Source organism: Granulicella mallensis (assembly GCF_014203225.1).
GTDB classification, from domain to species: domain Bacteria; phylum Acidobacteriota; class Terriglobia; order Terriglobales; family Acidobacteriaceae; genus Granulicella; species Granulicella mallensis_A.
The window spans coordinates 22,335-46,042 of record NZ_JACHIO010000020.1 but is presented as its reverse complement, the minus strand read 5'-3'; the positions used below and the strand labels follow the sequence as shown (position 1 = coordinate 46,042).

Annotated in this window: 17 protein-coding genes; 3 read left to right on the top strand and 14 right to left on the bottom strand. The window is 57.1% G+C overall.

What is annotated here, in order from left to right; translation table 11 throughout:
- Positions 1 to 6: 6 nt before the first annotated feature.
- Positions 7 to 3,186: an efflux RND transporter permease subunit gene (locus HDF15_RS20175; RefSeq protein ID WP_184258839.1), complete on the bottom strand. Its 3,180-nt coding sequence runs from the start codon at positions 3,184 to 3,186 to the stop codon at positions 7 to 9.
- Between the two features lie 261 nt (positions 3,187 to 3,447).
- On the opposite strand from HDF15_RS20175, the gene HDF15_RS20170 reads away from it, so the two are divergent.
- Entirely contained in the window at positions 3,448 to 4,350 is a 903-nt protein-coding gene (locus HDF15_RS20170; RefSeq protein WP_184258837.1) for a LysR family transcriptional regulator, read from the top strand.
- Positions 4,351 to 4,693: 343 nt separating this feature from the next.
- On the opposite strand, the gene HDF15_RS20165 is transcribed toward HDF15_RS20170, so the two are convergent.
- The 10 genes from HDF15_RS20165 to HDF15_RS20120 form a co-directional block, all read right to left on the bottom strand.
- Positions 4,694 to 6,322 (bottom strand): glycoside hydrolase 43 family protein, encoded by a 1,629-nt coding sequence (locus HDF15_RS20165; protein WP_184258835.1) that lies wholly within the window; start codon positions 6,320 to 6,322, stop codon positions 4,694 to 4,696.
- Positions 6,323 to 6,513: 191 nt separating this feature from the next.
- Positions 6,514 to 9,243 (bottom strand): carboxypeptidase regulatory-like domain-containing protein, encoded by a 2,730-nt coding sequence (locus tag HDF15_RS20160; RefSeq protein ID WP_184258833.1) that lies wholly within the window; start codon positions 9,241 to 9,243, stop codon positions 6,514 to 6,516.
- A gap of 94 nt (positions 9,244 to 9,337) precedes the next feature.
- Positions 9,338 to 10,486, bottom strand: coding sequence for a PepSY domain-containing protein (locus HDF15_RS20155; RefSeq protein WP_184258831.1), 1,149 nt, complete (start codon positions 10,484 to 10,486; stop codon positions 9,338 to 9,340).
- Between the two features lie 174 nt (positions 10,487 to 10,660).
- Positions 10,661 to 11,110 (bottom strand): cyanase, encoded by a 450-nt coding sequence (gene cynS, locus HDF15_RS20150; RefSeq protein WP_184258829.1) that lies wholly within the window; start codon positions 11,108 to 11,110, stop codon positions 10,661 to 10,663.
- A gap of 335 nt (positions 11,111 to 11,445) precedes the next feature.
- Positions 11,446 to 12,606, bottom strand: coding sequence for an NAD-dependent formate dehydrogenase (locus tag HDF15_RS20145; protein WP_184258827.1), 1,161 nt, complete (start codon positions 12,604 to 12,606; stop codon positions 11,446 to 11,448).
- Between the two features lie 484 nt (positions 12,607 to 13,090).
- Positions 13,091 to 14,002, bottom strand: a complete 912-nt coding sequence (locus tag HDF15_RS20140) for a LysR family transcriptional regulator (RefSeq protein WP_184258825.1) — start codon at positions 14,000 to 14,002, stop codon at positions 13,091 to 13,093.
- A gap of 75 nt (positions 14,003 to 14,077) precedes the next feature.
- Positions 14,078 to 15,322 carry an MFS transporter gene (locus HDF15_RS20135; RefSeq protein WP_184258823.1) on the bottom strand — a complete coding sequence of 415 codons (1,245 nt, stop codon included), beginning with the start codon at positions 15,320 to 15,322 and terminating at the stop codon, positions 14,078 to 14,080.
- Positions 15,323 to 15,609: 287 nt separating this feature from the next.
- A complete protein-coding gene (locus tag HDF15_RS20130) occupies positions 15,610 to 15,747 on the bottom strand; it encodes a hypothetical protein (RefSeq protein ID WP_184258821.1) in 138 nt (45 codons plus the stop codon).
- Positions 15,748 to 15,752: 5 nt separating this feature from the next.
- Entirely contained in the window at positions 15,753 to 16,673 is a 921-nt protein-coding gene (locus HDF15_RS20125) for a PfkB family carbohydrate kinase (RefSeq protein WP_184258819.1), read from the bottom strand.
- Positions 16,670 to 17,470 carry a GntR family transcriptional regulator gene (locus HDF15_RS20120; RefSeq protein WP_184258817.1) on the bottom strand — a complete coding sequence of 267 codons (801 nt, stop codon included), beginning with the start codon at positions 17,468 to 17,470 and terminating at the stop codon, positions 16,670 to 16,672. Before HDF15_RS20120 ends, HDF15_RS20125 begins: the two co-directional genes overlap by 4 nt.
- A 395-nt stretch (positions 17,471 to 17,865) precedes the next feature.
- Between HDF15_RS20120 and HDF15_RS20115 the strand changes: the two genes are divergently transcribed.
- Entirely contained in the window at positions 17,866 to 21,240 is a 3,375-nt protein-coding gene (locus HDF15_RS20115; RefSeq protein WP_184258815.1) for a TonB-dependent receptor, read from the top strand.
- 78 nt (positions 21,241 to 21,318) lie between these two features.
- Here HDF15_RS20115 and HDF15_RS20110 read toward each other — a convergent pair whose 3' ends face one another.
- Both HDF15_RS20110 and HDF15_RS20105 read right to left on the bottom strand, forming a co-directional pair.
- Entirely contained in the window at positions 21,319 to 21,621 is a 303-nt protein-coding gene (locus HDF15_RS20110; protein ID WP_184258813.1) for a hypothetical protein, read from the bottom strand.
- A gap of 14 nt (positions 21,622 to 21,635) precedes the next feature.
- Positions 21,636 to 22,043: a hypothetical protein gene (locus HDF15_RS20105; protein WP_184258811.1), complete on the bottom strand. Its 408-nt coding sequence runs from the start codon at positions 22,041 to 22,043 to the stop codon at positions 21,636 to 21,638.
- Between the two features lie 79 nt (positions 22,044 to 22,122).
- On the opposite strand from HDF15_RS20105, the gene HDF15_RS20100 reads away from it, so the two are divergent.
- Positions 22,123 to 23,067 carry a PfkB family carbohydrate kinase gene (locus tag HDF15_RS20100; RefSeq protein ID WP_311733161.1) on the top strand — a complete coding sequence of 315 codons (945 nt, stop codon included), beginning with the start codon at positions 22,123 to 22,125 and terminating at the stop codon, positions 23,065 to 23,067.
- Between the two features lie 10 nt (positions 23,068 to 23,077).
- Here the strand turns inward: HDF15_RS20100 and HDF15_RS20095 are convergent, their stop codons facing one another.
- A complete protein-coding gene (locus tag HDF15_RS20095; RefSeq protein WP_184258807.1) occupies positions 23,078 to 23,632 on the bottom strand; it encodes a TetR/AcrR family transcriptional regulator in 555 nt (184 codons plus the stop codon).
- Positions 23,633 to 23,708 lie beyond the last annotated feature (76 nt).

Below are 23,708 nucleotides of genomic sequence, written 5' to 3'. Positions count from 1 at the left end.
TCCGCTTTAGGCTGTTGCGTGATCCTGGATGTCCTCAGAGAGTTCTGAGGTTTTGATTTGAGTGTTGTGGTGGAACAACGTAAACACGGACGGAACAAAGACCAGGGTGGCGATGGTGGCGCAGAGCAGGCCGCCGATCACGGCGCGTCCGAGCGGCGCATTCTGCTCGCCACCGTCGCCGAGGCCAAGAGCCATTGGCACCATGCCGATCATCATGGCGAGAGCCGTCATGATGACGGGACGAAAGCGGGTGTTGCCGGCCTCTATAGCAGCTCTCAGAGCGTCTCCGTGAAGCTGTAGCCGTTCCTTCGCGAAGGAGACGACCAGGATGCTGTTGGCCGTCGCAACGCCGACGCACATCAGCGCTCCCATCAGGGCTGGAACACTCAACGTCGTGTGGGTGAAGAAGAGCATGAGAACGATGCCTGCCATGGCGGCGGGAAGTGCCGTGATGATGATGAAGGGGTCAAGCCATGACTGGAAGTTCACGACGATCAGCATGTACACCAGCACGATCGCAAACCCGAGACCCAGCAGCAAGCCGTTATAGGAGGCACGCATCGTAGTGATCTGGCCGCGTATGGTGATGAAGGTTCCACGCGGTAGGGAAGCCCGATTTGCATCGACGATTCGTTGCACATCGCGGCTGACAGAGCCGAGATCGCGATCCTGCACGGCTCCATAGACATCGATCACGCGCCGGATATTGTAGTGAGAGATGACCGCCATCTCATGGGAGCGCTGCATGGATGCAACGTCCCCGAGTATCTCCGGATTATTTTTATTGCCGTCCGCGATCGGAATATTCTGAATATCCTTCACCGATTGAATGCGGTACTGCGGAGTTTGAGCGACCATGTTGTAGTTCACCCCGTTGTTCCAATTGACGAAGAACATCGGTGTGACCTGGAAGCTGCCGCTCAGGGTGTTCAGTACACTCGAAGCAATATTCTGCTCCGTGAGTCCTGCCTGTGAGGCCTTCGTTCGGTCCACGTCGACATTGAGCGTGGGATAGTCGAGAGGCTGCTGGATGTGAAGGTCCGCAAGGCCGGACACCTGGTGTAACTGGGCCATCAGCTTTTCGGCGATGACATGGTTCGCCTGTACGTTGCTTCCTTCGATCTGCACATCAATTGGAGAGGGAAGACCGAAGTTGAGGATCTGGGTCACGATGTCCGCCGGCAGGAAGTAGAAGGTGACGCCGGGAAACTCTTGCGGAAGAGTCTTCCGCAGGTCGCGAACATAATCGGCTGTTGGACGATGGTGTTCGTTCAGTGACACGAGAATGTCGACGTCATTCGCGCCGAGCACCCCTGATGTCGAGTGCATCGTATTCAACGGGCTGTAAGGGAGGCCTATGTTATCGAGGATGTTGTCCATCTCATTCGCGGGGACTTCCTTGCGAATCACACCTTCGATGCGATCTGAGAGCTGTGCTGTCTCTTCGATCCTCATGCCGGTCTTCGAGCGAACGTGCAGGATGAATTGACCGCTGTCACTCTGCGGGAAGAAGTCCTGCCCGAGCCATGGCACCAGGAGAAAGACGCAGAGACAAACCAGGAGGAAGGCGGGAATAAAGAGCTTCCGATGGGTGACAAGGCGCGTCAGCAGATCGTGATAGGCGGCACGTACGCGCTCGAAGCCTCTCTCAAAGCCTCTTTGAAAGTGCACGAAAGGGTTGCGTGAGTCTTCGCGGCCCTCATTGAGCTTGAGCATGTACATCGCCAGCGTAGGCACAAGCGTTCTGGAAAGAATGTAAGACGCGAGCATCGCGAAGACGACAGCTTCCGCGAGAGGAACGAAGAGATAGCGAGCTACTCCGCCGAGCAGAAAGAGCGGCATGAAGACGATGCAGATGCAGAGCGTCGAGACCAGGGCTGGAACCGCAATCTGCTGCGCACCATCCAGGATGGCTTGCTTGATGTCGGTCTCATGCCCCTCTTCGAGAATGCGATTGACGTTCTCGATCTCAACGGTGGCATCGTCGACCAGGATGCCGACGGCGAGAGCCAGGCCGCCGAGTGTCATGATGTTGATCGTCTCGTGCAGAAAGCTCAAGACGATGATCGAGGTGAGAATCGAGAGGGGTATCGAGACGGCGATGATGATGGTGCTGCGCCAGCTCCCGATGAACAGCAGGATCATCAACCCGGTCAGAGCACCGGCGATCACGGCTTCTCGAATCACGCCGCTGATTGCGCCGCGCACGAAGACCGACTGGTCGGAGAGCGGGTTGATCTTCAGTTCGGGGGGCAGCGTTGCAGCGGCATGGGGCAAGATTCCGCGAATGCCCGAGACGACATCCAGCGTCGAAGCATTGCCTGCCTTCAGGATGGAGAGAAGCACGCCACGATGCCCATCCTGGCGGACTACGTTGGTCTGGACGGCGAAGCCGTCGCTTACGCGGGCAACTTCTCTCAGATAGATCGTCGTGTGCCCGACCTGTTTGATCGGGATGTTGTTCAACTCGGCGATCGTGCGAGGCGCTACATTCAGGCGCACATCCAGTTCGCTTTCAGCCACCTTTGCGGTACCAGAAGGAAGAATCAGGTTCTGTGCGTTGACGGAGTTCAGTACGTCGTCAGGCGTGACTCCCTTGGACTGCATCAGATTCTGATCCATGTTGATCATCACCTGCCGTTGCTTGCCGCCATAGGGCAGGGGGATCACGGCTCCTGGAACCGTGATGAGCTGGGTTCTCAGGAAGTTGAGGGTGAGGTCGTTCAACTGGGATTCGGACATCCCTTTTCCGGAGATTCCGAGCTGCAGGATGGGAACGCTCGAAGCGCTGAAGTTGATGATCTCCGGCGGCTGGACGTTTGGAGGAAGAAAGCGCTCTACAAACCCACCTGCTGCCACCACCTGGGCGTTCGCTGTGTCGAGGCTCGTTCCGGGCTGAAGATAGATCTTTACTACCGAGACACCGTTGTACGTCGTGGACTCAATGTGCTGAATGTTGTCGACCAGCGTGGTCAGCACCTTCTCGTAAGGAGTGGTGAGGCGAGTCTCAAGGTCTTCAGGATTAAGTCCCGTGTAGGTCCAGGCGACAGAGATCACCGGGATATTGATGTTGGGGAAGATGTCTGTGGGAGTTTGAAGAATGATCGCTGGGCTAAGCAACAAAATGAGGAGCGCCAGGATAATAAAGGTATAGGGCCGATTGAGGGCTAATCTGACTATCCACATAATCTTGTTTTCGCTCCGGGTGGCCTATGTTGGCCTCCGCTTCGCTTCTCCTTGGGTGCTGTTTCTCTGGTTCACCTCTTCCGCAAGCCGCAATCCCGCAGAAAGGGTTATGCAGTGATAGATTCCTATCGTGCATACTAAGAATCATGAAACTTCTTGATACTCATTATGAAAATTGAGCATTCTGTGGGGCTGAAGATGGCATATAAGGAATCATTCAAAGAAGAATGAGCATCATAAAGAGGAGAGGAGTCGAAGCGAATGAACCTGATTGATCTTGAGGCTTTCGTCTCTGTCGTAGACCATGGCTCGGTTGTGGCCGCTGCTGCCGGCCTTCATCTCACGCAGTCGGCTGTGACCCGCCGGATTCAGAACCTGGAAGACGCCTTGGGGATGCCGCTACTCGATCGGCAGACACGGCCCATGCGTCCCACTCGCGCGGGGCAGGAGACCTACGAGTTTGCGAAGCCCGTATTGAGCTCTGTGAACGATCTGAAGACAGGCATCATGAACGGGGGAGAGCCCTCCGGCAATTTTCGTTTTGGAATGCCGCGCGGGCTTGGAGATCTAGCCATCGGTTCGCCGATCCGATGTCTCCGCACGGAATTCCCGAAGTTGCAGATTCAGGCCTTTGTGCAGTGGAGTACGGTTCTCCTGGAGCGTCTCGCCAATCGAACGTTGGATGCTGCTGTCGTCCTGATTCCCGAGGGAGTTGTCCCCCCGTCCTCCCTGGTGGCGGAGTGCATTGGAACAGAGCCGCTCTCTATCGTTGCAGCGAAGACGAAGCGCTTACCGCAGTCGATAGACTTTGAAGAACTCTCTGCGGAGTCCTGGGTGCTGAACCCTCACGGATGCGGAAGCCGCCAGCTACTGGAAGTGGCTTTTCTGCAGCGTGGGTTGCCTTTTGTCTCTGCGGTGGAAGCAGAAGGATATGAGTTGCAGTTCTCTCTTGTGGCGGAGGGTATTGGGCTTGGTCTCGCGATGCCGCAGGTGTTTTATTCGTCCCCCTTGCGCAAACAGTTGAAACTGGTCGATGTAAAGGATTTCACTCCAAGGCAAAATATCTGGTTATTGCACTCCAGGCATATTGGCCGGTTAGCTCCGGCTGTTCGCTGTGTACGAGACATGGTCATCCAGTACCTTCGCTACAAAGGTCGGCAGTAGTGGTGGGTCATTCGTTAATGGAAGAACCAGGGGTATTCCATAGCGCGAAGCGCAAACCGTGACGCTTTAGCGTCGCGGGACGGAGGGAGCCGTAGCCTTTAGGCTACGGAATCAAGAGCAGGCGAGAATTGGGCTTTAGCCCCGGGCCCTTTTACCGCAGCCGAAAGAAGGCCCGGGCCTAAAGGCCACATCTTTGCTAAGCCTCTATTTCCGTAGCCTAAAGGCTACGACTCCCTCCGTCGCCCTGATGCTGAAGCATCAGGGAACGCGCTTCGCGCTGTGCTGAACAGATCATCATTCTTCCACGAACTAATGCTCCCTACACCAGTATGAAATTTCCGCGCTACATCTTCGGCGCGATGGCCAGGGGTGCATAGTGTGCCCAGTCCACATCGACATAGCCCATAACCTGAGCGTCTTCATCGGCATTGAAGGTGAAGATCGCGGGGCGAGCTGCCTTCCACCAGGTGAAGAAGATCGGGGTGGGAGTGCCCAGTGTCTGAAAGGTCTTTCCTTCGTTCGTGCTCCACGCATAGGTGGCGGTTTCGTGGGAGACCGTCACCCGAAGTTGTACGAGGTCGGTCGTGATGGTTGGACCGTCGAAGGCCTTGCCATCCAGTAGAGCGTGAAGCTGCCGTTTGCCATGGTCTTGCGTGATGAAGAGGGAGCCTGCCCGTTCCGAGAACATGGCTACTCCGGCTTGTTGTCCATCTGCCAGGCCTTTCAGTTGCAGCGCCACCGTGAAGGAATAGGCTGGGTCCTGTCCCATTTCGGTGAGGGTATTGCGCGCCTCCTGAAGACTGTGCGCAGGCATGGCATAGAGGCGAAGGAACCCGCGACGCTCCTCGAGCGACCAATGCGTAGGCTCGGGATTATGGTTCCACTCCCATTGCAGTCCGAGTTCGGAGCGAGAGAACTCGTCTGACGTCGCGGGCCGAGCGTTGGAGGGTGAACTCGCGGACACAGGCACGGGAGCGGAACTTACAGGCTCGCCCGTCACCTCATCGCTACCGGCTTTGCCGATGACGGGCCATCCGTCGTCCCATCGAACCGGTTCGAGATAGTCGATCCGCCCATAGGCACCGGCGGAGTGAAAGTGCAGGAACCAACCTTTGCCGCCGGGCGTTTCAATATAGCCACCCTGATGGGGGCCATTGACGGACGTTGAACCCTGCGCAAGCACCGTGCGAACTTCATAGGGGCCCTCGATGCTGCGTGATCGGAGAACGGCCTGTGCTCCTGTGCTGACTCCGCCATAAGGAGCGAAGATGTAGTAATAACCATCCCTCTTGTAGAGCTTTGGCCCTTCAAGCGTCGGCAGGTTTTTCGCATCCCGTTCGATCACTGTGCCGGCGTCGAGCACGGTGCGTCCATCCGGGCTCATGTGATGCAGGATCAGCGGACCGGCACCGACGCGTGAATGGATCAGGTAGGCCTGACCGTCGTCATCCCAGAAGGGGCAGGGGTCTTCATAGCCTGGACCTGCGAGCACAGCTACGGGAGGCGTCCACGGGCCTGCCGGAGAGCTCGCCGAACTCATGAAGATTCCTTCGTCCGGCGTGGGGAAGTAGACATAGTAGCGGCCAGCATGAACGCGAATGGCAGGCGCCCAGGCCCCTCTTCCATAGCGATTACCGCCGATCATGCTGTAGCGGGGATCGATGTCGAGGCGCGGAAATACGTGGCCTATGATCGTCCAGTGCAGCAGGTCTGTTGACTTCAGAACAGGGATGCCCGGCATGAAGGAGAAGGTCGAGGCGACGAGCAGGTATTCGTTGCCTACACGGATGACATCAGGATCGGAGTAGTCGCCCCAAAGGATCGGGTTGTGGTATTCCGTGTGAGGCGTCGATTGTGCGGCGCCTGGCGATATAAACCCGCAGGAAGGAATCAGAAAAAGAAGAACAGGGGAGAGAACTCGGTAGGCTATGGAACGCTTTCGTGGACTTTGCCGTGTCTTCAGAATCTTCATATCGATTGCCTTCCATCTTATAGAAGGCAATCGTGCGAGTTCCCTGTAACGGGCCTCCGAGGCGTCTTTGCGCCAGCCCCGTTCGTCTATTGGAACAGTCGTCAGCCTTTTGGGTTGTCGATCTCGGACCTCCTCCGGTGCTTCGCCAAAAAGACAACCGGAGGGGGTCTTCCTTCACTTCCCAAAAACATTTAGAACAACAACCTGGCGCCGAACTGAAACTGTCTGGCAGGATCGCTGTTGGAGATGCCTGCCGTCGGAATCATGAAGGTGTTTGCAGGCTTGATCCCGTTGCCGTAGGTGGTCGTCAACTTTACGTAGTTACCATGGTTGAGGACATTGGAGACCTCGGCCCGGCTTTCGAGATTCAGCTTCTGCCATAGGTGAAACGTTCGCGTCAGGGCCAGGTCCGTTTGTGCCTGTACGGGGCCTCTGAAGGAGTTTCGTGAGACTCCAAAGGCTCTGTCGGCAAGAATTCCATCCCCGTCGTTGTCCACGCCCGAGAGTGGATTGACCGGTAGACCAGAGGCTGCGACGGTTACTCCTGTGAGGCGAACTGCTGCGGGAAGATTCAGGATTCCCGTAGCGACAAAGCGATGCCGCTGGAAGTAATCGGACGGACCGCTTTCGCCCGTCTTCACGTTCCATACGCTGGGCGTGCCGGTCGAGTTGCCACCGGTGAAGAACACATTCGTAATGTTGGAGCTCAACAGGTACGCGGCCTGGAACTGAAACAGGCTTCCAAAGTGCCGCGATAGCTGCACCTCTCCCGAAGTGTTCCGCGCATTTCCCACATTGTCTACCTGCTCGACGTTGGCCACGGCGATCTGTGTGCCGTCGCTTCTGGGATAGAAGAGATAGGGCCTCGTAGCATTAGCTGCTGCCGTTGTTCGCGTCTGCCCTGCGGCAGTGCGAATAAAGGGTGCCGGCGCGTTCAGATTGTCGAGCATGAGTTGATGCCTTGAACCCATAAATACGGCATCGACCTGAAGCACCCAACCTTTGGGCAGCCGTTGTTCGATGCCTGCTGAGACCTCCATCGTGTAAGGATTCTTCAAACCAGGATTAAGCAACATGATGTCGCGACGATCCGCCGCTCCTCCTACGGTGGGTGGAGTTGGGTAAGACGGATTCGAAATGGTGTAGCTCGCCGCAGAAGAGTTCGGGCCGAGGTTCAATACGTTACGCTGCAACTGTCCGTAGATCTGATCGTAGAAAAGTCCTGCACCGGCGCGAACGAGGGTGTTGCCATTCCCGAAGGCATCCCAGGCGAGACCTAATCGTGGCTGTACATTGGCCACTCCGGAGCTGTTGGATTGATAGTCGTAGCGGACTCCCAGATTCGCCTTGAGCCTTTGCGTTGCCTTCCATTCATCCTCGGCAAATGCGGAGACGATCTCCTGTCCATACTGCAGCACCTGAGCTCCTACGGTTTGCGTGTACTTCAGAGGCTGCTGGTTTGGAGTCGGCGCCCTTGCCGCAAAGGTATACGTTCCGAGCGGCGTGCTGATGAAGTTGTAGTCCGTGTACTGATGGATGTAGTCTCCGCCTGCCGTGATCGCATGCGTCCCAAAGGTCTTTGAGATCGTCTCTGCCGCCTGCCATGCCTGCGCCCTCAGATGCTCGACGGCCGAACCGCCTGTAGTCGAGTAGCTGGGCCTTACGATCTGAATGCTCGCAGCCACGGGCGTGTACCAGAGAGGCAGCGAGTTCGAATAGGAGATTCTGAAATCGTTCAACCAGCTTCCGAACAGGGAGCGCTGGGTAATCTGTCCTGCCGCACTCTGCTGGATGTCGGTTCGCGCAGCGTTTGCCTGAACAAATCCTCCGACAATATCGTTCAGGTTATTGCTCTTAAGAAAGTCGCCGTTCAATCGAACTGTCGTAAACTCGCGATCGCTCCACTTGCGGTCCAACCGGACCAGGCCCATGTAGGAGTTCTGGATTCCATCGAAGAACCCCGGCACAGGGGATTGGATGAACGCACCGCGCTCCTGATGCTGCTGCTCGTAGGAGGCGAGAAAGTAGGTCCTGCCCCGCTGCACCGGACCGCCAATCGTGCTGCCCCACTGCTGCTTTGAGTTGGGCACATGAAACGTCGAGACGGGTGGCGCTGCCTGAATTCCAGAGGGTCTTACATATCCAAAGGCCTCTCCATGAAACTGGTCGGTGCCCGATCTTGTCGAAAGAAGAATGACGCCTCCACTCGATCTGCCGTACTGTGCCAGATACTCATTGGTAAGAAGCTTGAACTCGCCGATGGCAGAGATCGACACATTCTGCTGTGGTCCGTTGGACAGAATGAAGTCGGAGTCTGTGCTGCCATCGAGCTCGTACTGCGTGAACCGGAAGGACTGATTGTTGATCGTCAGCCTGGTGGAACTACGGCCATCCGATCCCGAGCCCACAGTATTTCTGGCCCTCGGATCGACCATCGCAAACTGCGCGAGATTTCGATTGGTACTTGGCAGTTGTGTGAGTTCGGTGGGGTCGAGCGTTCGCGTCAACTCCGGGGCCGTCACCAACTCTGAAGAGGTGTCGAAGACTGTAATCGTCTGCTGCAGTGGATCTATCCCGAGTGACAGGTTGAGCAATGTACCGTCCGCCATCACGCCTTCGCGGGTCAGGCGGCTCATTCCGAGTGCGGTCACGGTGAGGCGATAAGGCGTTCCAGCGGTCAGTGCGTGAAAGACAAAACTTCCATCATTCTGACTCGTCGTTTCCAGGCTTTTACCGGACGCATCCAGGAGGACGATGTTTCCTCCGGCGATAGCCGCCCCGGAACTGTCCTGTAGAACACCGTGAATCTCCGTCGCCGCGACTCCCTCCGGTTTCTGGGCATGGATCCATGAGAACGACGAGACCAGGACAAATCCAGTGATGCACAAGATCACACGAGCAATCTTTACGAGCGAAGACATGAGCGTACCTTTCTGTTGCAACGGAGACCTGCTTGTTGTTGGAGAGAATGAGGCTTTTGATTTACTGCCGTGCACGCGATAGGGACGGTCTGATCTAGACCATCTCCAGAGCTACCTTCTGCTCGACCTTGACTGTGCGCTTTCTCCACGCTGCCAGCCTGCGAAGCGCCAGCGAGAATCCGGTCCATACCAGGAGAAGCGCAGCCAGTGCTGCGATCAACGCGATCAACTGACCGGTTGCCCCAAAGAACTCGCCGGTATGCAGGTAGCGCGCATAGAGTCGCCACTGGCGGCCGCGCGGCTGGCTGCCGAACGGCTCCCAACGCACGACCTTCGCGTTTTTCAAGGACAGAACGAGCTGCGCCCTTTCCTGAGGGCGACCACCCTTGCCATCGTCGATGGAGAAGGTAACGTTCTTGTCCTTCTCTCCCGGCATCCGAAGCGACAGGCTGTACCAGCGAGCATCCTGCAACTTCGCACGCGCTATCAGAGGATCGAGAAGAGTGAGATCGGAGAGGGAGCCATGCTGCATCGGCCGCTCCGCTGGAGCCGTTGGGAGAGGCGTTCCTGCCGCTTGATAGAGCAGCCCATTGGCCCAGCCATAAGCCATGATCGAACCCGTTGCAGAGATGATGAGCAGCGGTACCGCCAACCAGAATCCGGCGATGTTATGCAGATTCCACTCGCGAGCCCTGCCCGCCAGGTTCCTCCGGAACGTAAACGCAGACTTCAGATTGGCCGCTCGCCAGCGGCGCGGAAACCAGAGGATCAATCCACTAAGCAGGAGGAAGAAGAAGCCCAGGTTGGCCGCATCCTTCACGTACCGCAGTCCCTCATGTTGACCGCGGCTCAGTGCGACCCAGCGGTGCAGATCACGCACGGAGTTGAAAAATATCCGAAGCCTGCTGGCACCCGGCCCAAGCACCTTGCCGGTGCAGCCATCGACGAGCAGAGTCGCGTCGCCCTGCAAGGTCACTTGCGCCGGCACGCCAGGGTCAGAGAAGAGTTGGACCGCCGTAGCAGCCTGACCGCTTTGCGCCTGAGCCGATATCAGAATGGCCGATGGAACCGCGCAGACTTCGCCTGGCGACGGAACGCTGGGCTTGATGCCTCGCTCGGCAAAGTGAACGATCTGGGTTTGAAAGGCCAGAATGGTTCCGGTAGCCGCCATATAGGCGACCCCTAAACCCACCGTAATTCCAACGATCAAATGTGCCCAGAACAAGAGGCGTCGTACGCTCATACTACTGTCTCCATATGGATGGAGGCTTGTAGAGCCATACCTCTAGGGCCTGCTCGTGAGCCATCATCGCCGATCTCAAGAACTATCCGGGCGCTTCGCCAAAAGACTCCCGGATAACTCACCTTCAAATGAAGACTAAATTGGTCCTATATTTAAATCAAGCCCATCCTGGCGCTAATAGCGCTTGTAGGAAAGAAACTTTCCGGACATGTTGATCTTGACCCTGTCGCCTTTGGGGTTGGGCTCGCGTTCGATCTGCATGTCGAAGTCGATGGCGCTCATGATGCCGTCACCAAACTCTTCTTCGATCAGAGCCTTCCAAGTCGTGCCATAGGTCTGCACCAGCTCATGGAAGCGGTAGATGAGAGGATCGGTGGGAGGTAAGGTCGGCAGGGAGCCGCGTAACGGAGGTTCTGTCAGCATGGTGGCCTCTATTTCGGTCAGCCCGAGAAGCCTGGCTGCATTCTCCGCTTCAGTTTTAGTGAGTGTCATCTGCCCGAGTAGGGCTGCGGTGTAGAGAATCGGAGAGCCCGGACCGATGCCCTCGGCGATCTGCTTCCAGGTCAGATTACGGCTGCGCTTCTCGTCCTGAATCTTGAGTGTGAGTTCTTCTCTTGTTGCCATGATGGTTCTTCCTCGTTTCGATGGGGCTAGTGTCCTGAGTCAGAAGTTCGTTTGCAAATGAAGCCAGCGATGGAAAGAATGCTGTTTGTTTTTCGCCGTCATCCTTCGCGTACCGCTCAGGATGACGACGAAAAAAAGAGAATTACTGATTCCTATCCGCGCAATGACTTCAACAAACTTCTGACTCAGGACACTAATGCATCTTCCTCTCCAGCGTGATGTGGCTCTTTCTATCCCACCCATACATTGTCATCTCTACACCACACTAGCTCTGAAGATGCTTTAACTGAAATGGGCGGAGCCTACGCTCCACCCATTCGTGATTGCCGGCAGGGCTACTTGCTGACAGTGTAAGAGTGCGCGCCGGTTCCGGCGAGCTTTCCGCCGTCGACGATGAGATATTCCTCACGGATGGGGCGCTCTTCGAACCAGCACTCCAGGATCTCGCGTGTGCCTGCCGCATAGCGTGCCTGTGCGGAGAGCGAGGTGCCCGAGATATGAGGCGTCATCCCGTGATGCGGCATCGTCCTCCACGGGTGGTCCTTCGGGGCAGGCTGCGGGAACCAGACATCGCCGGCGTATCCGGCCAGCTGTCCGCTCTCGAGCGCGCGAACGACCGCATCCCGGTTGCAGATCTTGCCGCGTGCCGTGTTCACCAGATAAGCGCCACGCTTCATCTTGGAGATCAATTCGTCGTTGAAGAGATCGAGCGTGCCTGGATGCAGCGGAGCGTTGATGGTGACCACGTCGCAGACCTTGACCATGTCTTCAACGCTGGGATGGTAGGTGAGGCCGAGTTCGTTTTCAACGCTCTCGGGAAGCCGATGCTGGTCGAAGTAGTGCAGCTTCACATCGAAGGGCTTCAGACGCCGAAGGACGGCGAGTCCGATGCGTCCCGCGGCAACGGTACCCACGTGCATGGCTTCGAGATCGTACGAGCGCTCCACGCAATCGGCGATGTTCCATCCGCCCTTGATCACCCACTGGTAGGACGGGATGTAGTTGCGCACGAGCGAGAGGATCATCATGACGACGTGCTCTGACACGCTGATGCTGTTCGAGTACGTGACCTCTGCTACGGTGATGCCGTTCTTGATCGCCGCTTCGAGATCGACGTGATCCGAACCAATGCCGGCGGTGACTGCCAGCTTGAGTTGCTTGGCCTTGGCGATCCGCTCCGGTGTGAGATAGGCAGGCCAGAAGGGCTGGGAGATGACGATTTCGGCATCGGGAAGTTCGCGCTCGAAGACAGAGTCTTCGCCTTCCTTGTCCGACGTTACGACAAGCGTGTGGCCCAGGCCTTCGAGATACTTGCGCAGGCCAAGTTCTCCGGAGACGCTACCCAGCAGCTCGCCTGGAGTGAAGTCGATTTGTTTGGGGGTAGGTGCTGTTTGTCCGCCGGGGTAGTGATCGATCTTGGGAACATCAGCGCGTGCGTAGGATTTCGGGTAGCCGGTGATTGGGTCGTCGTACAAAACACAAAGTATCTTTGCCATTGCTTCCTCCACTTACAGAAGCAAAGCTCTCAAACTGAAAGAACGACGGTCAAACAAACTACTTCGATGGGTCAATCGATAAATTCGATCATGATTGCAGGCATGTTCGATTTCGCTCCAAAAGCAGTTTGATGACAAGCCCTAGTGTGGTGAGTCGTTAATTCGTTGAAGAACCAGCGTTACTCCATAGCGCGAAGCGCAAACCGTAATGCTTTAGCGTCACGGGACGGAGGGAGCCGTAGCCTTTAGGCTACGGAATAAGGGCCAGGCAAGAATCGGGCTTTAGCCCCGGGCCTTTTCTCCGCAGCCGAAAGAAGGCCCGGGCCTAAAGGCCACATCTTTGCTAGGCCTTGATTTCCGTAGCCTAAAGGCTACGGCTCCCTCCGTCTCCCTGATGCTGAAGCATCAGGGAACGCGCTTCGCGCTGTGCTGAACAGACCATCCGTCTTTCGCAAATTAATGACTCACCACCCTGGAAAATTCTCTATTCGAGCGTGTGGGCAATCTCGTGTTTCGAATTCATCTCCTTTGCCAGATCCAAAAAAGCACGCGCTGCAGGCGGCAGAGGATCGCGGTCGGATGCGACCAGGCCGACTGCATGAGTCGTATCCGGTTCCACAAGAGCCAGCGCTCGCACACCTTCCATCTCTCCGACGAGTGGGAGAAACGAGTGCGGCACGATGGTCGACCAATGCCCGAAGTGGAGATGCGACCAGAGCGTGATTAACGAGTTGCTCTCGATCATCGCGTGGACCTCCGCTCCGGCCTCGCGAAAGTGCATATCGAGGATGCGGCGGTTCTGCATGTCGGAGGTCAGAAGGCACAGGGGATAGGTCGCAGCCTCTGACCAGGAGATGGTCTTGCGATCCTGCAGATGTTCACCCTGTTTTGTAAGGAGCACGTACCGCTCCATATAGAGCTGCAATCTGCGAACTCGCACCAGCGGCTCGTTATCGAGATAGGTCACGCCGATGTCGAGACTGAAGTCGTCCAGACCTCGCTGGATCTCGATCGATGTCAACGAGCGGATCACGGTTGTGGCCTGCGGATGGCGTTTTGCGAAAGGCGTGGTGAGAAGAGAGATCATCGGCAGTGTGGCGGGAATCGCGCCGATCTTCAGTTGACCTCCCAGACCGCGACGCATCTGGGTAAGATTCTGCTGCAGCCCGTCAAAGTCCGTCATGACGTGCTGCGCCCACTCCAGGACCTTTGCGCCCTCGGGGGTGAGGCCGACGAAGCGCTGGCCGCGCTCCACGAGCAGGACTCCGAGGCTCTCTTCCATCTGCTTGATTCCCGCAGAGAGAGTAGATTGAGACACATTGCAGGCGGTTGCGGCTCGGGCGAAGTGTCTTTCGCGTGCCAGTGCGGTGAGGAATTCGAGATGCCGAAGAATCATGGGATATCGCTAACGATTTAAATCATATCGTTTCACCATGTTCGGGCCGTCGTGTGGACCGGGTGCTGGCTTCGCTCACACAGCCAAGGGTGTCGGTCGTAGCCTTCTTCCGGGAAGCGGGCCAACCAGCAGACAGCCAATGATCGCTAGCGCGGCGAAGACCATGAGCACCAGGCGGTAGCCTCCTGTCGCGTCGACGACATGCCCGGCTCCCCATGAAGCGAAGAGTGTCTGTACCACGAGCAGCGGAGTGGAGAGTCCGATGATGGCTCCGAAATCGGCGCGCCCAAAGGTCTTGGAGACGACGACAGGAATCATTACACCCGATGCCCCTCCGCCAGCGCCAAGCAGCAGGCTCGCCAGTGCAAAGGAGGCAGAGGATCTGTCTTCAATTAGAAGCAGACACGCGAGCAGGCAGCCAAGCGGAGGAAGTGCGGCAATCACCCGCAATGGAATTCTGTCCGCAAGCCATCCGACTACCAGTTTGGCGGCGAGAGCGGCAAGAGCTAACCGGGACATGAAGAGGGAAGCGGTTCGGATGTCTACGCCACTCGCCTTGGCCATGGGCACGAAGTACGTGATCAGTTGATTCACGATGAGCGGCGTGAGCGTGATGATGATCGCCACCAGCCAGAAGAGCGGCGAAGGGAGGAGTGAGGCAATCGCGCGGCCTGATTTTTTCTCTGGAGTGATGTCGGCGGAGAGGCCGACGGCTGGCTGACCGTCCGGTGCCAGTCCTAACTCCTCCGGCCAGTCGATGACATAGCGCAGAACCAGGGGGATGAAGAGCAGGATGAGGCATCCATAGCCGAGCATCGTGTGGGAGAAGCCGAAGCGGTGAATCGAAAAGGCCATGGCGGGCGCGCCCAGAAATCCCGGCACGGCGAAGCCGCAGGCCGCAAGTCCAAAAGCCATGCCGCGACGCGCGATAAACCAGTGCGCAATCATCGTCTGCGCTACCGGCAGCCCTAACTGACCGATTCCGAACAGCACTCCGTAGATCAGTGCGATGTGCCAAACGTGCGACACCAGGCTCAAGCAGAGATACCCGACCGCCATGCACCCATAGATCACGACGGCAAAGACGCGCAGCTTGTATTTGTGTGCAAGAACACCAAACAACGCTGATGCGATTCCATAAGTGATCGTCATCAGCCCCGTGGTCGCCAGAAAGATCTGTTGATTCGAGACCTTGAACATCTCACGAAAGGAGACGATCAGGATGCCGTTGAGATAGAGCTGGCCGAAGCTGACAGCCTGGGTAAGCGCCGCCAGAAGTACGATGACCCATCCGTAGAAAAATCGAGATTTCGGTTGCATGTCTTCCGATCGTCTTTCATGAAGCAAGGGCAGGGACTTCTCAAAGTGAACCATACTTCGCGGCTGGCTGCTGCAATTTGAGGATGCTCTCAGTGTGCAGTCAGTTTGTTGAGCCACGAATCGGAAGGGCACGGTTTCAACCGTGCCGTAAAAGCAGCGTTTATGGGACTTTTCCACTCTGCCGAAGGCCGAAGTGAAGCCCGAAGGGCGCAACGACTGAATTGCCTTCCTTCGTGTGGTCCAAGCTGCACAAGCGCCACCGAGGGCACTTTTGAGGATGTAGCCACCTATTTTGCCGCAATCAAAGAAAGCAATTCAATCGTTCCGGCTGCGCCTCCACTCCAGCCTTCGGCAGAGCGGTACAGGTCTTCGGCTTGATGCTTTACGGCACGGTTGAAACCGTGCCCTTCCGCTTCGTGCCCCATCTGCACTATCCACCCATCGGGTGAAGCTCTACGCGTTGACGAAGTGCCGCGAGACGGCTGGTAGCTTCTTGTCCGGTTGCCGCGGAGAGACTGGAAAAGCTATAGGACTCAATACAAAAGGAAGCCGACACCGTGCCATAGAGTAGTGCTGTGATGGGATCGTCGCCTATGGCAAAGCCGGCCAGTACACCACCGCAAAAGGCATCGCCCGCTCCTGTTGTGTCGACCGGCTCAACGGGTATAGCTGGAATATGAATCCGCTCACCGGCTCCTGCAACGTGAGCGATCGCACCCTCTGCGCCGCACTTGATGGCGATCAACGCTACATCCGGTGCAAGTGCTCGCAGTTTATACAGGGCTTCGAGCGGAGTCACTCCCGGAAATATCGCGAGGACATCTTGCCGGCTGGGCAGAAAGAGATCGACTGCACGGATAAGTTCGACGATCTCTTCGAGACTCGCGCGGCCGAGGAGATCATGGTCATCCAGATCGAGTGAGAGGTAGAGTGTGCCCGCCTTGCGAAGTTCTCTGGCCAATCCTATGGCGATATCGTGCGGCAGCGGAGCAATATGGGCAGCAGTCTGAACGCCGGAGAGCGCATCTGCAGGCTTCGGGCTGAATTCAGCCCAGCCTCGGGTTGCACTGCGTGAGACAAAGTGCCGTCTTCCGTCTTCCTCGTAGAGGCCCCAGTTGCGCAGCGTGCGCGCCACACGCCGGCAGCGCGACAGGTCGATGCGTTCGTCGAGGAGTTCTATTGGATAATCAGCGCTGAGGGGAGCAACAATGCTCGCGCGTCCTGTCCAGAGTGCGGCTCCCAACGCCGTGTAGATCACACTGCCACCGGGAACAGCCCACCGGGTCGATCCGTCGGGGAAGACAAGATCGTCGATGGTGAAGTTGCCAAAGACGGATGCTGAGGAGGTCACGACCTCGTCCCAGGCCGTGCCAGGGTAAATTGCACCAGGGAAGAGTTGTGGTAGATCACACTGTACAAACCACGGCGTCGTTGGGCTTCGAACTGGATCTCCCGCATCAGCAGGAGAGGGAAGCCGGGTTTAACGTGCAGAAGCTCCGCATGTTTCTTGCTGGCGGCAACGGCCGTTACCGTCGCTTCGCTCGATATCAGGTGCCGTTGGAGTTTCGTCGCCATGAACTCGTAGATCGAGCCTCCATCGAACATCTTGATGAGCGGCAGCTTCCACTCGGCGTCGTCGAGGAGCGCTATGTAATCGTAGGCCACCACGAGAGGCGTCGCTCCCGCAAGCCGCAGGCGAAAGATCTCGGCGACGGGGGAAGACTCCGGAACATCCAGGGCCGTCGCAACTTCGGCGGTGGCGGCAACCTGCCGAATCTTCAACCCATCCACCCTGGCCTCATTGCCATTCTCGCGGATCAGGGCGGACATGGAGTGCATGGTGTCGAGAGGGCTGCTCAAATACCCCTGGCTCTCCGCGACGAACGTGCCTACGCCGTGGCGAATCGTGAGCAGACCCTCCAGGGTTAGAAGACGTGTAGCCTCGCGCAGAGTCTGCCGGCTTACCCCAAGCTCCCGTGCAAACTCCACCTCACCGCGAAGCTGAACCCCACGCTCCAGCTTTCCCGACTGAACCTGCTCGCGGATGGCGTTCGCAACGCGCGTTGCAAGATTCTCTCGGGGTACTCCGTTCCATATGCGTTCGTTCAGCCCCCTGGTGGAGAGCTCGTTCAGGTCCCTGTTGATCATGATCCCCAATTATGCCAGCCCTTTAAGAGCACGGTCAACGGACGTATGAGGTCAGACGTCTGTCGTGAATTAACCGTACTGTAACTTTCCATTCTCGCTGCATTTACTTAGCCGACTTAGTTTCACTTCTGGCTATTCATGAAAAGGAAGGCGCATTCAAAGATGCAGGCATAGCAGAGAGGGAATCCTTCGCGGTCCAGCCACTGGCCGTAGCCGAGAACGAACTGAGGATTCCATCTGTAGCACGCCTAAGATCGGCCGACCAGCTCCTCAAAACCTAAATTTGGTTCTTCGACAGTAGCCAGCAGGCAGTGGAATTCTTGTGCTCATTTCTCGACTTTACCGAGGAGTCGCGTGGCGCAGTTGGACGGTAACACCTAACCCAGGAGAGGCTTATGACAGTTAGAAAGTTAACAAGATACCTATTGATGCTTGTCTCGCTTGCGAGTGTGCATGCGCGGATGCAGGCACAGACGGCGGTCGACGGGGCCATCGGTGGAACCGTCGAAGACAAGACGGGCGCAGTCATCTCTGGCGCGAACATTGTCATCCACAACAACGGCACCAATGCCGAGCAGAACATCACTTCAGACGCAGCCGGATTCTTTCGTGCGAACCACCTGCAGCCCGGAACTTATACCGTCACGATCTCCGCGCCGAACTTCGAGGCCTTCAGGTCAGAGAAAGTCGATGTAACGGTTGGCTCACTCACGAACGTGCAGTCCAGCCTCTCGCCCGGATCTTCCAGCGAGATGATCGAAGTCACCAGCGCAGCTCCCGCGATCAACACCACGAATAACGACTTCACGAGCACCATTGATCTCAAGGCTCTCGAAGATCTTCCGGTCAACAACTATCGTTGGTCTGCCTATGCCTTGCAGGCGCCGGGTGTTGTTGAGTCCGGCGGGTTCGGTCTCCTCAGCTTCCGCGGACAGAGCACTCTGTTGAACAACATCACGATCGATGGAGCGGACGATAACCAGGCGTTCTTCTCCGAAGAGCGAGGCAGAACCAACATTGGATATTCAACGCCAAAGTCGGCGATCCAGGAGTTCCAGATCAACACCTCGAACTACTCCACCGAGTATGGAAGGGCTTCGGGCGGAGTCGTCAATGCCGTTACAAAGAGCGGTAGCAATCAGTTCCATGGAGAGGGTTATTTTCTAGACCGCGATTCAGCATTGGCCGCGTTCAATGATTTCACCTCTGAAAATGTGCAGCAGACGCCGGGTGGTCCCTTTACGTCGGTGCCCATCAAGCCTACCGATATTCGCAAGCAGGAAGGGTTCGCCTTCAGCGGCCCTCTGATTCACGACAAGCTCTTCTTCTTCTTCGCACTGGACCGCTTCTACCACGACTTCCCCATCGTCACGGTGCCCAGCGCGCCTTCGACGTTCTATGCGCAACCCTCGGCTGCTCTGCCGGGCAACGCAACCTGCCCCGGCGGTGCAAACCCCATCAGCAGCGTAACGACATCCGCAAACTACGACCCGAACTTCTTTGCTGACAGCGGCGCCTGCACGTTGCAGACGAACCTGAAGCTTGCTACCTATGCAGCGGCCAGGACGGACTACATCTCAGGACAGGCAGGCTTGAACTCGTTGCTGGGACAGGCTGCGCGCTTTGCCGACCAGACCCTGTTCTTCCCCAAGATCGATTGGCAGATCAACGGCAAGAATCATCTCAGTGCCGAAGTCAACCGGCTCCGCTTTATCTCGCCCTCCGGTCAGCAGACCAACGCAACTGCGAGCTATGGAACGCAGAGCATCGGCAATGTCTATGCGCGAGATACCTGGGGTGTGGCGCGACTCGACACTTACATCACCTCGGCTATCAGCAACGAGGTCCGTTACCAGTACAGCCGCGACTTCGAGTTCGCGGGTGCTGAGACGCCCACCTCCTACGAGCAGAGCACTCTGCTCAACACGGCGACGGGATATTCCAATCCTCTTGGCTTTCCTCCCAACGTCTCTATCACCGGAGCCTTTCAGTTCGGCACGCCCACCTTTTATCCAAGGCCTGCCTATCCCGACGAGCGCCGCTGGCAGGTGACTGACACTGTCCAATGGGTGCACGGCAACCATACCTTCAAGTTCGGTGGCGATTACATCCACACCAACGACCTGAGCGAGAACCTGTCGAGCTTCTACGGCGGATATACCTACACGACGCCGGCTACGTATCTCACGGACTTCTACCTTGCGCAGAACCCCGCCACGGTCTCCCAGGCCGCTCATTACAGCGGCTACCAGCAGGGCTTTGGTCCGCTTGGATTCGAGTTCCAGACCGGTGACTATGCGGGCTTCGTCCAGGATGAGTGGAAGGTAAGCCCGAGGCTCAGCGTTACGCTCGGTCTGCGCTACGAGTATGAGCAGGTTCCCAACGCGCAACTGCCCAACCCGCTTGTTCCGCAGACCGAATCCCTGCCCAGCGACAAGAACAACATCGCACCCCGTGTCGGCTTTGCCTACGATGTCTTCGGAAGCGGCAAGACGATTCTCCGCGGCGGCTATGGCATCTTCAACGCCCGGTTGATCAACTCGACCATCTACAACGCGATCGCGCAAACAGGAGCGGCCGGAGGCCAGGTGCAAAGCCCGAACCTGCTGCCGGGCAATCCCGGTGCGCCGGTGTTCCCGCAGATCATCTCAGGATCTCTGGCATCTTCGGTCACACCGAACGTGATCTACTTCGATCCTCACTTCCAGCTGCCGCAGGTCCATCAGGCGGATTTGAATGTGGATCAGGACCTGGGCTGGAATACGACGCTGACCCTGAGCTGGCTCGGTTCCTACGGGCGTGAGCTGCCGAGCTTCGTCGATACCAATCTGCCGGCGCCGGTGAATGTCACCTACACGGTCGTCAACAACAACTCGTCCGGCGTGTTGACGAATGGAGCGCAGATCAGCACCCGGTTCTACGGCTATCCGGTGAAGTCGCCGGTAGCAGGTGCGCCTGCGCCGCCGGCTGTAGCCGACTTCGGACGTCCTGATGTGCGCTATGGCGCGAAGACGGATATCTTCAGCGGCGTCAACTCCAACTATGAAGCGTTTGTGGCGCAGATCAATCATCGGATGAACCACAACGTGCAGTTCCAGGCGAGCTATACCTGGTCTCATGCGTTGGACTACGGCGAGAACAACACCACGTTCTCCAGCAGCAACAGCCTTCTCGATCCGCTGAACCTGCGGGCAGAGTATGGCAACTCGGTTCAGAACGTGCCGAATCGCTTTATCTTCACCGCGGTTATCGACTCGCCCTGGAAGGCGTCGGGATGGAAGAGCTACCTGGTCAACGGGTATGAGCTGTCTCCGAGCTTCTCCGCCCAGAATGGCGAGCCGTACTCGGCGACAGTGAATGGAAGCCCGACGAACCTGGCAACTTCAGGAAGCGTGACTGGCTATATCACGGGCACCAGCACCGGCTTCACGGGTTCTGGCGGATCGACACGCATTCCTGGATTCCAGCGGGATACGTTTGAACTGCCAAAGACCTACGTGCTGGACCTGCGTGGTTCGAAGAGGTTCACGATCCGCGAACGCTATAGCCTGGAGTTCCTGGCCGAGGCGTTCAATCTTCCGAACCATCAGAACATCACGGCAACCAATACCCCTGCCTACGCCTTTGGCACGGCAACGGGAGCTAACGGGCAACCGTATAGCACGCTCACTCAATACACCGGGGCGGCCTTCGGATCTGTCAGCAACTCCAATAACAACATGATCTACACCCCGCGGCAGATTCAGCTGGGAGTCCGTTTGCAGTTCTAAGGATCAGAGGCAGGGGATGAGGCATATCTCCTGCCTCTGATCCTTATGAATCAACGGAAGCGGGTGACAGGAGACTGTTCACCCGCTTTTTGCTTCTGCAAGAAGCGCTTCTGTTAGAGCCTTCCACTCTGCCTCCAGGGTGGTCTGACGGAAATGACTGCCGCACCGCTGATACCAGTAATCAGCGTTCGAGGAGGCGCCTTCTTTGCGGTGGAGATAGGCATGAACAGCCATGCCGTTCTGTGTCTCCAACTCGTCGACCAGGGCATGAGCCTGAGCCCAATCTCCCTTTGCATCCCACCACAGAGCTGCGAGTGGAGCGGGTAGATTGTTGTTTGGTGATTCGTCTGTAAGCGATTCTGTGAATTGCTTGAAGTTCATCGTGGTCCTCCAAACTACGCTTGGGACTCCAGGGCTTGGCTCTGCTTTTGAGCAGCGTTCCATAGAGTCTGCGCCGTTGCTAAAACGAAGATCAAGAAGACCCATTGGTCCGCGACCATCCACACGACGCCCCCGTAAACGTAAATAATCCAAGTGTTGTGAATTACATCGCTCAACATGAGCAGCATGAGCAACGTGATTCCTAACCTGGGCCTGGCGAAGAGAAGGATGGCAACAATCGGATCGAGAATAGTCAGCGCTGACCAAAACAGCACCGTGCCAATTGGTTTGCCTCCATAGTTCCATCGCCAACCATGACGAGCCAGAATCGAAGCGTGAGTGTAGGTACCTGCTGCAAGGCAGAGGACGTAGACAATTCGAACCCATGCCGCCCTTTTACCCTGCAAACCAAAGGTCATCATTCGAGTTCTATCCCCCACTTGAACGAGGTCCGAAGGCACTGCTGACATCAAATCCTCTTAGCAATTAGCATAAGGGGTGGTGTCTAAGAAGCTTCCTATAACTAAAGTTGATCTGGTCGGTGTCGGTCTCAACGCAACGGATACCGTCATCCCACTGTTAGCATTCCCCACTCTCGGCTCCAAGACCGAGTACAGCGAACGCAGTGTTCTGCTCGGCGGCGAGATCTCCACCGCTGTGATCGCCTGCCGCCACTGGGGGTTGCGCACCCGATACATCGGCCGCCTTGGCGACGACTATGCGGCACGTCTTCACCGCGCTGCCTTTGACGACGTCGGTGTCGAGACTCGCATCCTCACCGTAGAGGACGCACCCAGTCCGCAGTCGCTCATTCTTGTCGACGGCTCGGGCGAACGCACCGTTCTGTGTCATCGTGATCCGCGCCTGACGCTGCAGCCGGAGGACATGGAACGCGAATGGATCACCTCCGCGCGGGCGCTGCTCGTCGATGGCTATCACACCACCGCGGCGATCACTGCCGCGACATGGGCCCGCGAGGCAGGCATCCCCGTCATTGCGGATCTGGATGTCATCCGTCCCGGCATTAACGACTTGCTGCCGCTGGTGGACTACGCCTTTGCCAGCCGTGATTTTCCGGCAGCGCTGACCGGAGAGCCGGATCTGAAGAAGGCTCTGGCCAGCCTCCGTGACCAGTTTCATTGCCGCCTGGCTGGGGTCACCCTTGGTCTGGACGGCATCCTGACGTGGGATGGCAAGCAGTCGGTTCAGCGACCTGCCTACCGGGTCTCGACCGTCGATACCACAGGTGCGGGCGATCTCTTTCATGCCGGTTTTGTCTACGGCCATCTGCAAGGTTGGCCGATCGAGCGCCAGCTTGATTACGCCTGCGCCGCTGCCGCGCTTAACTGCACCCGCGCCGGCGCTCGTGGCCGCATTGGAACCGTCGACGAGATCTCGCACCTCATAGCAGGCGACAAGCGATACGACATTACTGAAGCGCTCTAAGGGTGAAGCTCTAGCCGATGCGCTTCCTTGTTTCGTCCAGAATCTCCCTGGCAAATACCGGGTCATCCACCGCACGCGCCAGGATAACGGCTCCGATCATGCTGCTGAATGCGTGTATCGCCAGGCCTCTCGCTTGTCGTTTCCCTCGTGCCCACGGAAAATGCTCGCTGAAGGTCGCGATCGTCTCCTTCAACTTTTCTGTGAAGGGCTTTGCGATGGCAGGCTCGCGTGCGACTTCGACGGCCAGAGCGGCTATGGTGCATCCCCCTTTGAGATCCGAAGCATGTGCGGAGCTCAGATACGTGTCCAGGTAGTCCCTCCGTCCGCGCTCCGTTTTGGGATACTCTTCGAGCTCCGATGAGCCTCGGTCCATCGCGCGCGTCAACGCCTCAACGATCAGTGCCTCTTTCGAAGAGAAGTGGTTGTAAAACGGTCCGTGGGTCAGACCAGCCGCCTTCATCACCTCTCCTACTGAGACATTGAGCCCATCCTGGCGAAAGAGACGAATCGACTTATCCAGAATCTCCTCATGTTTCTTTGCGGTCTCTGCTGCGGATACACCCATATGCTCTCCCTTCGCTGCTGCACCCTTTTAGGATAACTCCATGATACTCATCATGCTCATCGCTTGACAGAAGAGC

Bases quoted from the DNA above. Each gene is read 5' to 3' on its own strand.
- HDF15_RS20105 (WP_184258811.1), bottom strand. From the start codon at position 22,043: ATGATGACCTTTGGTTTGCAGGGTAAAAGGGCGGCATGGGTTCGAATT.
- HDF15_RS20170 (WP_184258837.1), top strand. From the start codon at position 3,448: ATGAACCTGATTGATCTTGAGGCTTTCGTCTCTGTCGTAGACCATGGC.
- HDF15_RS20155 (WP_184258831.1), bottom strand. From the start codon at position 10,486: ATGAGCGTACGACGCCTCTTGTTCTGGGCACATTTGATCGTTGGAATT.
- HDF15_RS20160 (WP_184258833.1), bottom strand. From the start codon at position 9,243: ATGTCTTCGCTCGTAAAGATTGCTCGTGTGATCTTGTGCATCACTGGA.
- HDF15_RS20175 (WP_184258839.1), bottom strand. From the start codon at position 3,186: ATGTGGATAGTCAGATTAGCCCTCAATCGGCCCTATACCTTTATTATC.
- HDF15_RS20115 (WP_184258815.1), top strand. From the start codon at position 17,866: ATGACAGTTAGAAAGTTAACAAGATACCTATTGATGCTTGTCTCGCTT.
- HDF15_RS20165 (WP_184258835.1), bottom strand. From the start codon at position 6,322: ATGAAGATTCTGAAGACACGGCAAAGTCCACGAAAGCGTTCCATAGCC.
- HDF15_RS20140 (WP_184258825.1), bottom strand. From the start codon at position 14,002: ATGATTCTTCGGCATCTCGAATTCCTCACCGCACTGGCACGCGAAAGA.
- HDF15_RS20095 (WP_184258807.1), bottom strand. From the start codon at position 23,632: ATGGGTGTATCCGCAGCAGAGACCGCAAAGAAACATGAGGAGATTCTG.
- HDF15_RS20145 (WP_184258827.1), bottom strand. From the start codon at position 12,606: ATGGCAAAGATACTTTGTGTTTTGTACGACGACCCAATCACCGGCTAC.
- HDF15_RS20135 (WP_184258823.1), bottom strand. From the start codon at position 15,322: ATGCAACCGAAATCTCGATTTTTCTACGGATGGGTCATCGTACTTCTG.
- HDF15_RS20130 (WP_184258821.1), bottom strand. From the start codon at position 15,747: ATGGGGCACGAAGCGGAAGGGCACGGTTTCAACCGTGCCGTAAAGCAT.
- cynS (WP_184258829.1), bottom strand. From the start codon at position 11,110: ATGGCAACAAGAGAAGAACTCACACTCAAGATTCAGGACGAGAAGCGC.
- HDF15_RS20110 (WP_184258813.1), bottom strand. From the start codon at position 21,621: ATGAACTTCAAGCAATTCACAGAATCGCTTACAGACGAATCACCAAAC.
- HDF15_RS20120 (WP_184258817.1), bottom strand. From the start codon at position 17,470: ATGATCAACAGGGACCTGAACGAGCTCTCCACCAGGGGGCTGAACGAA.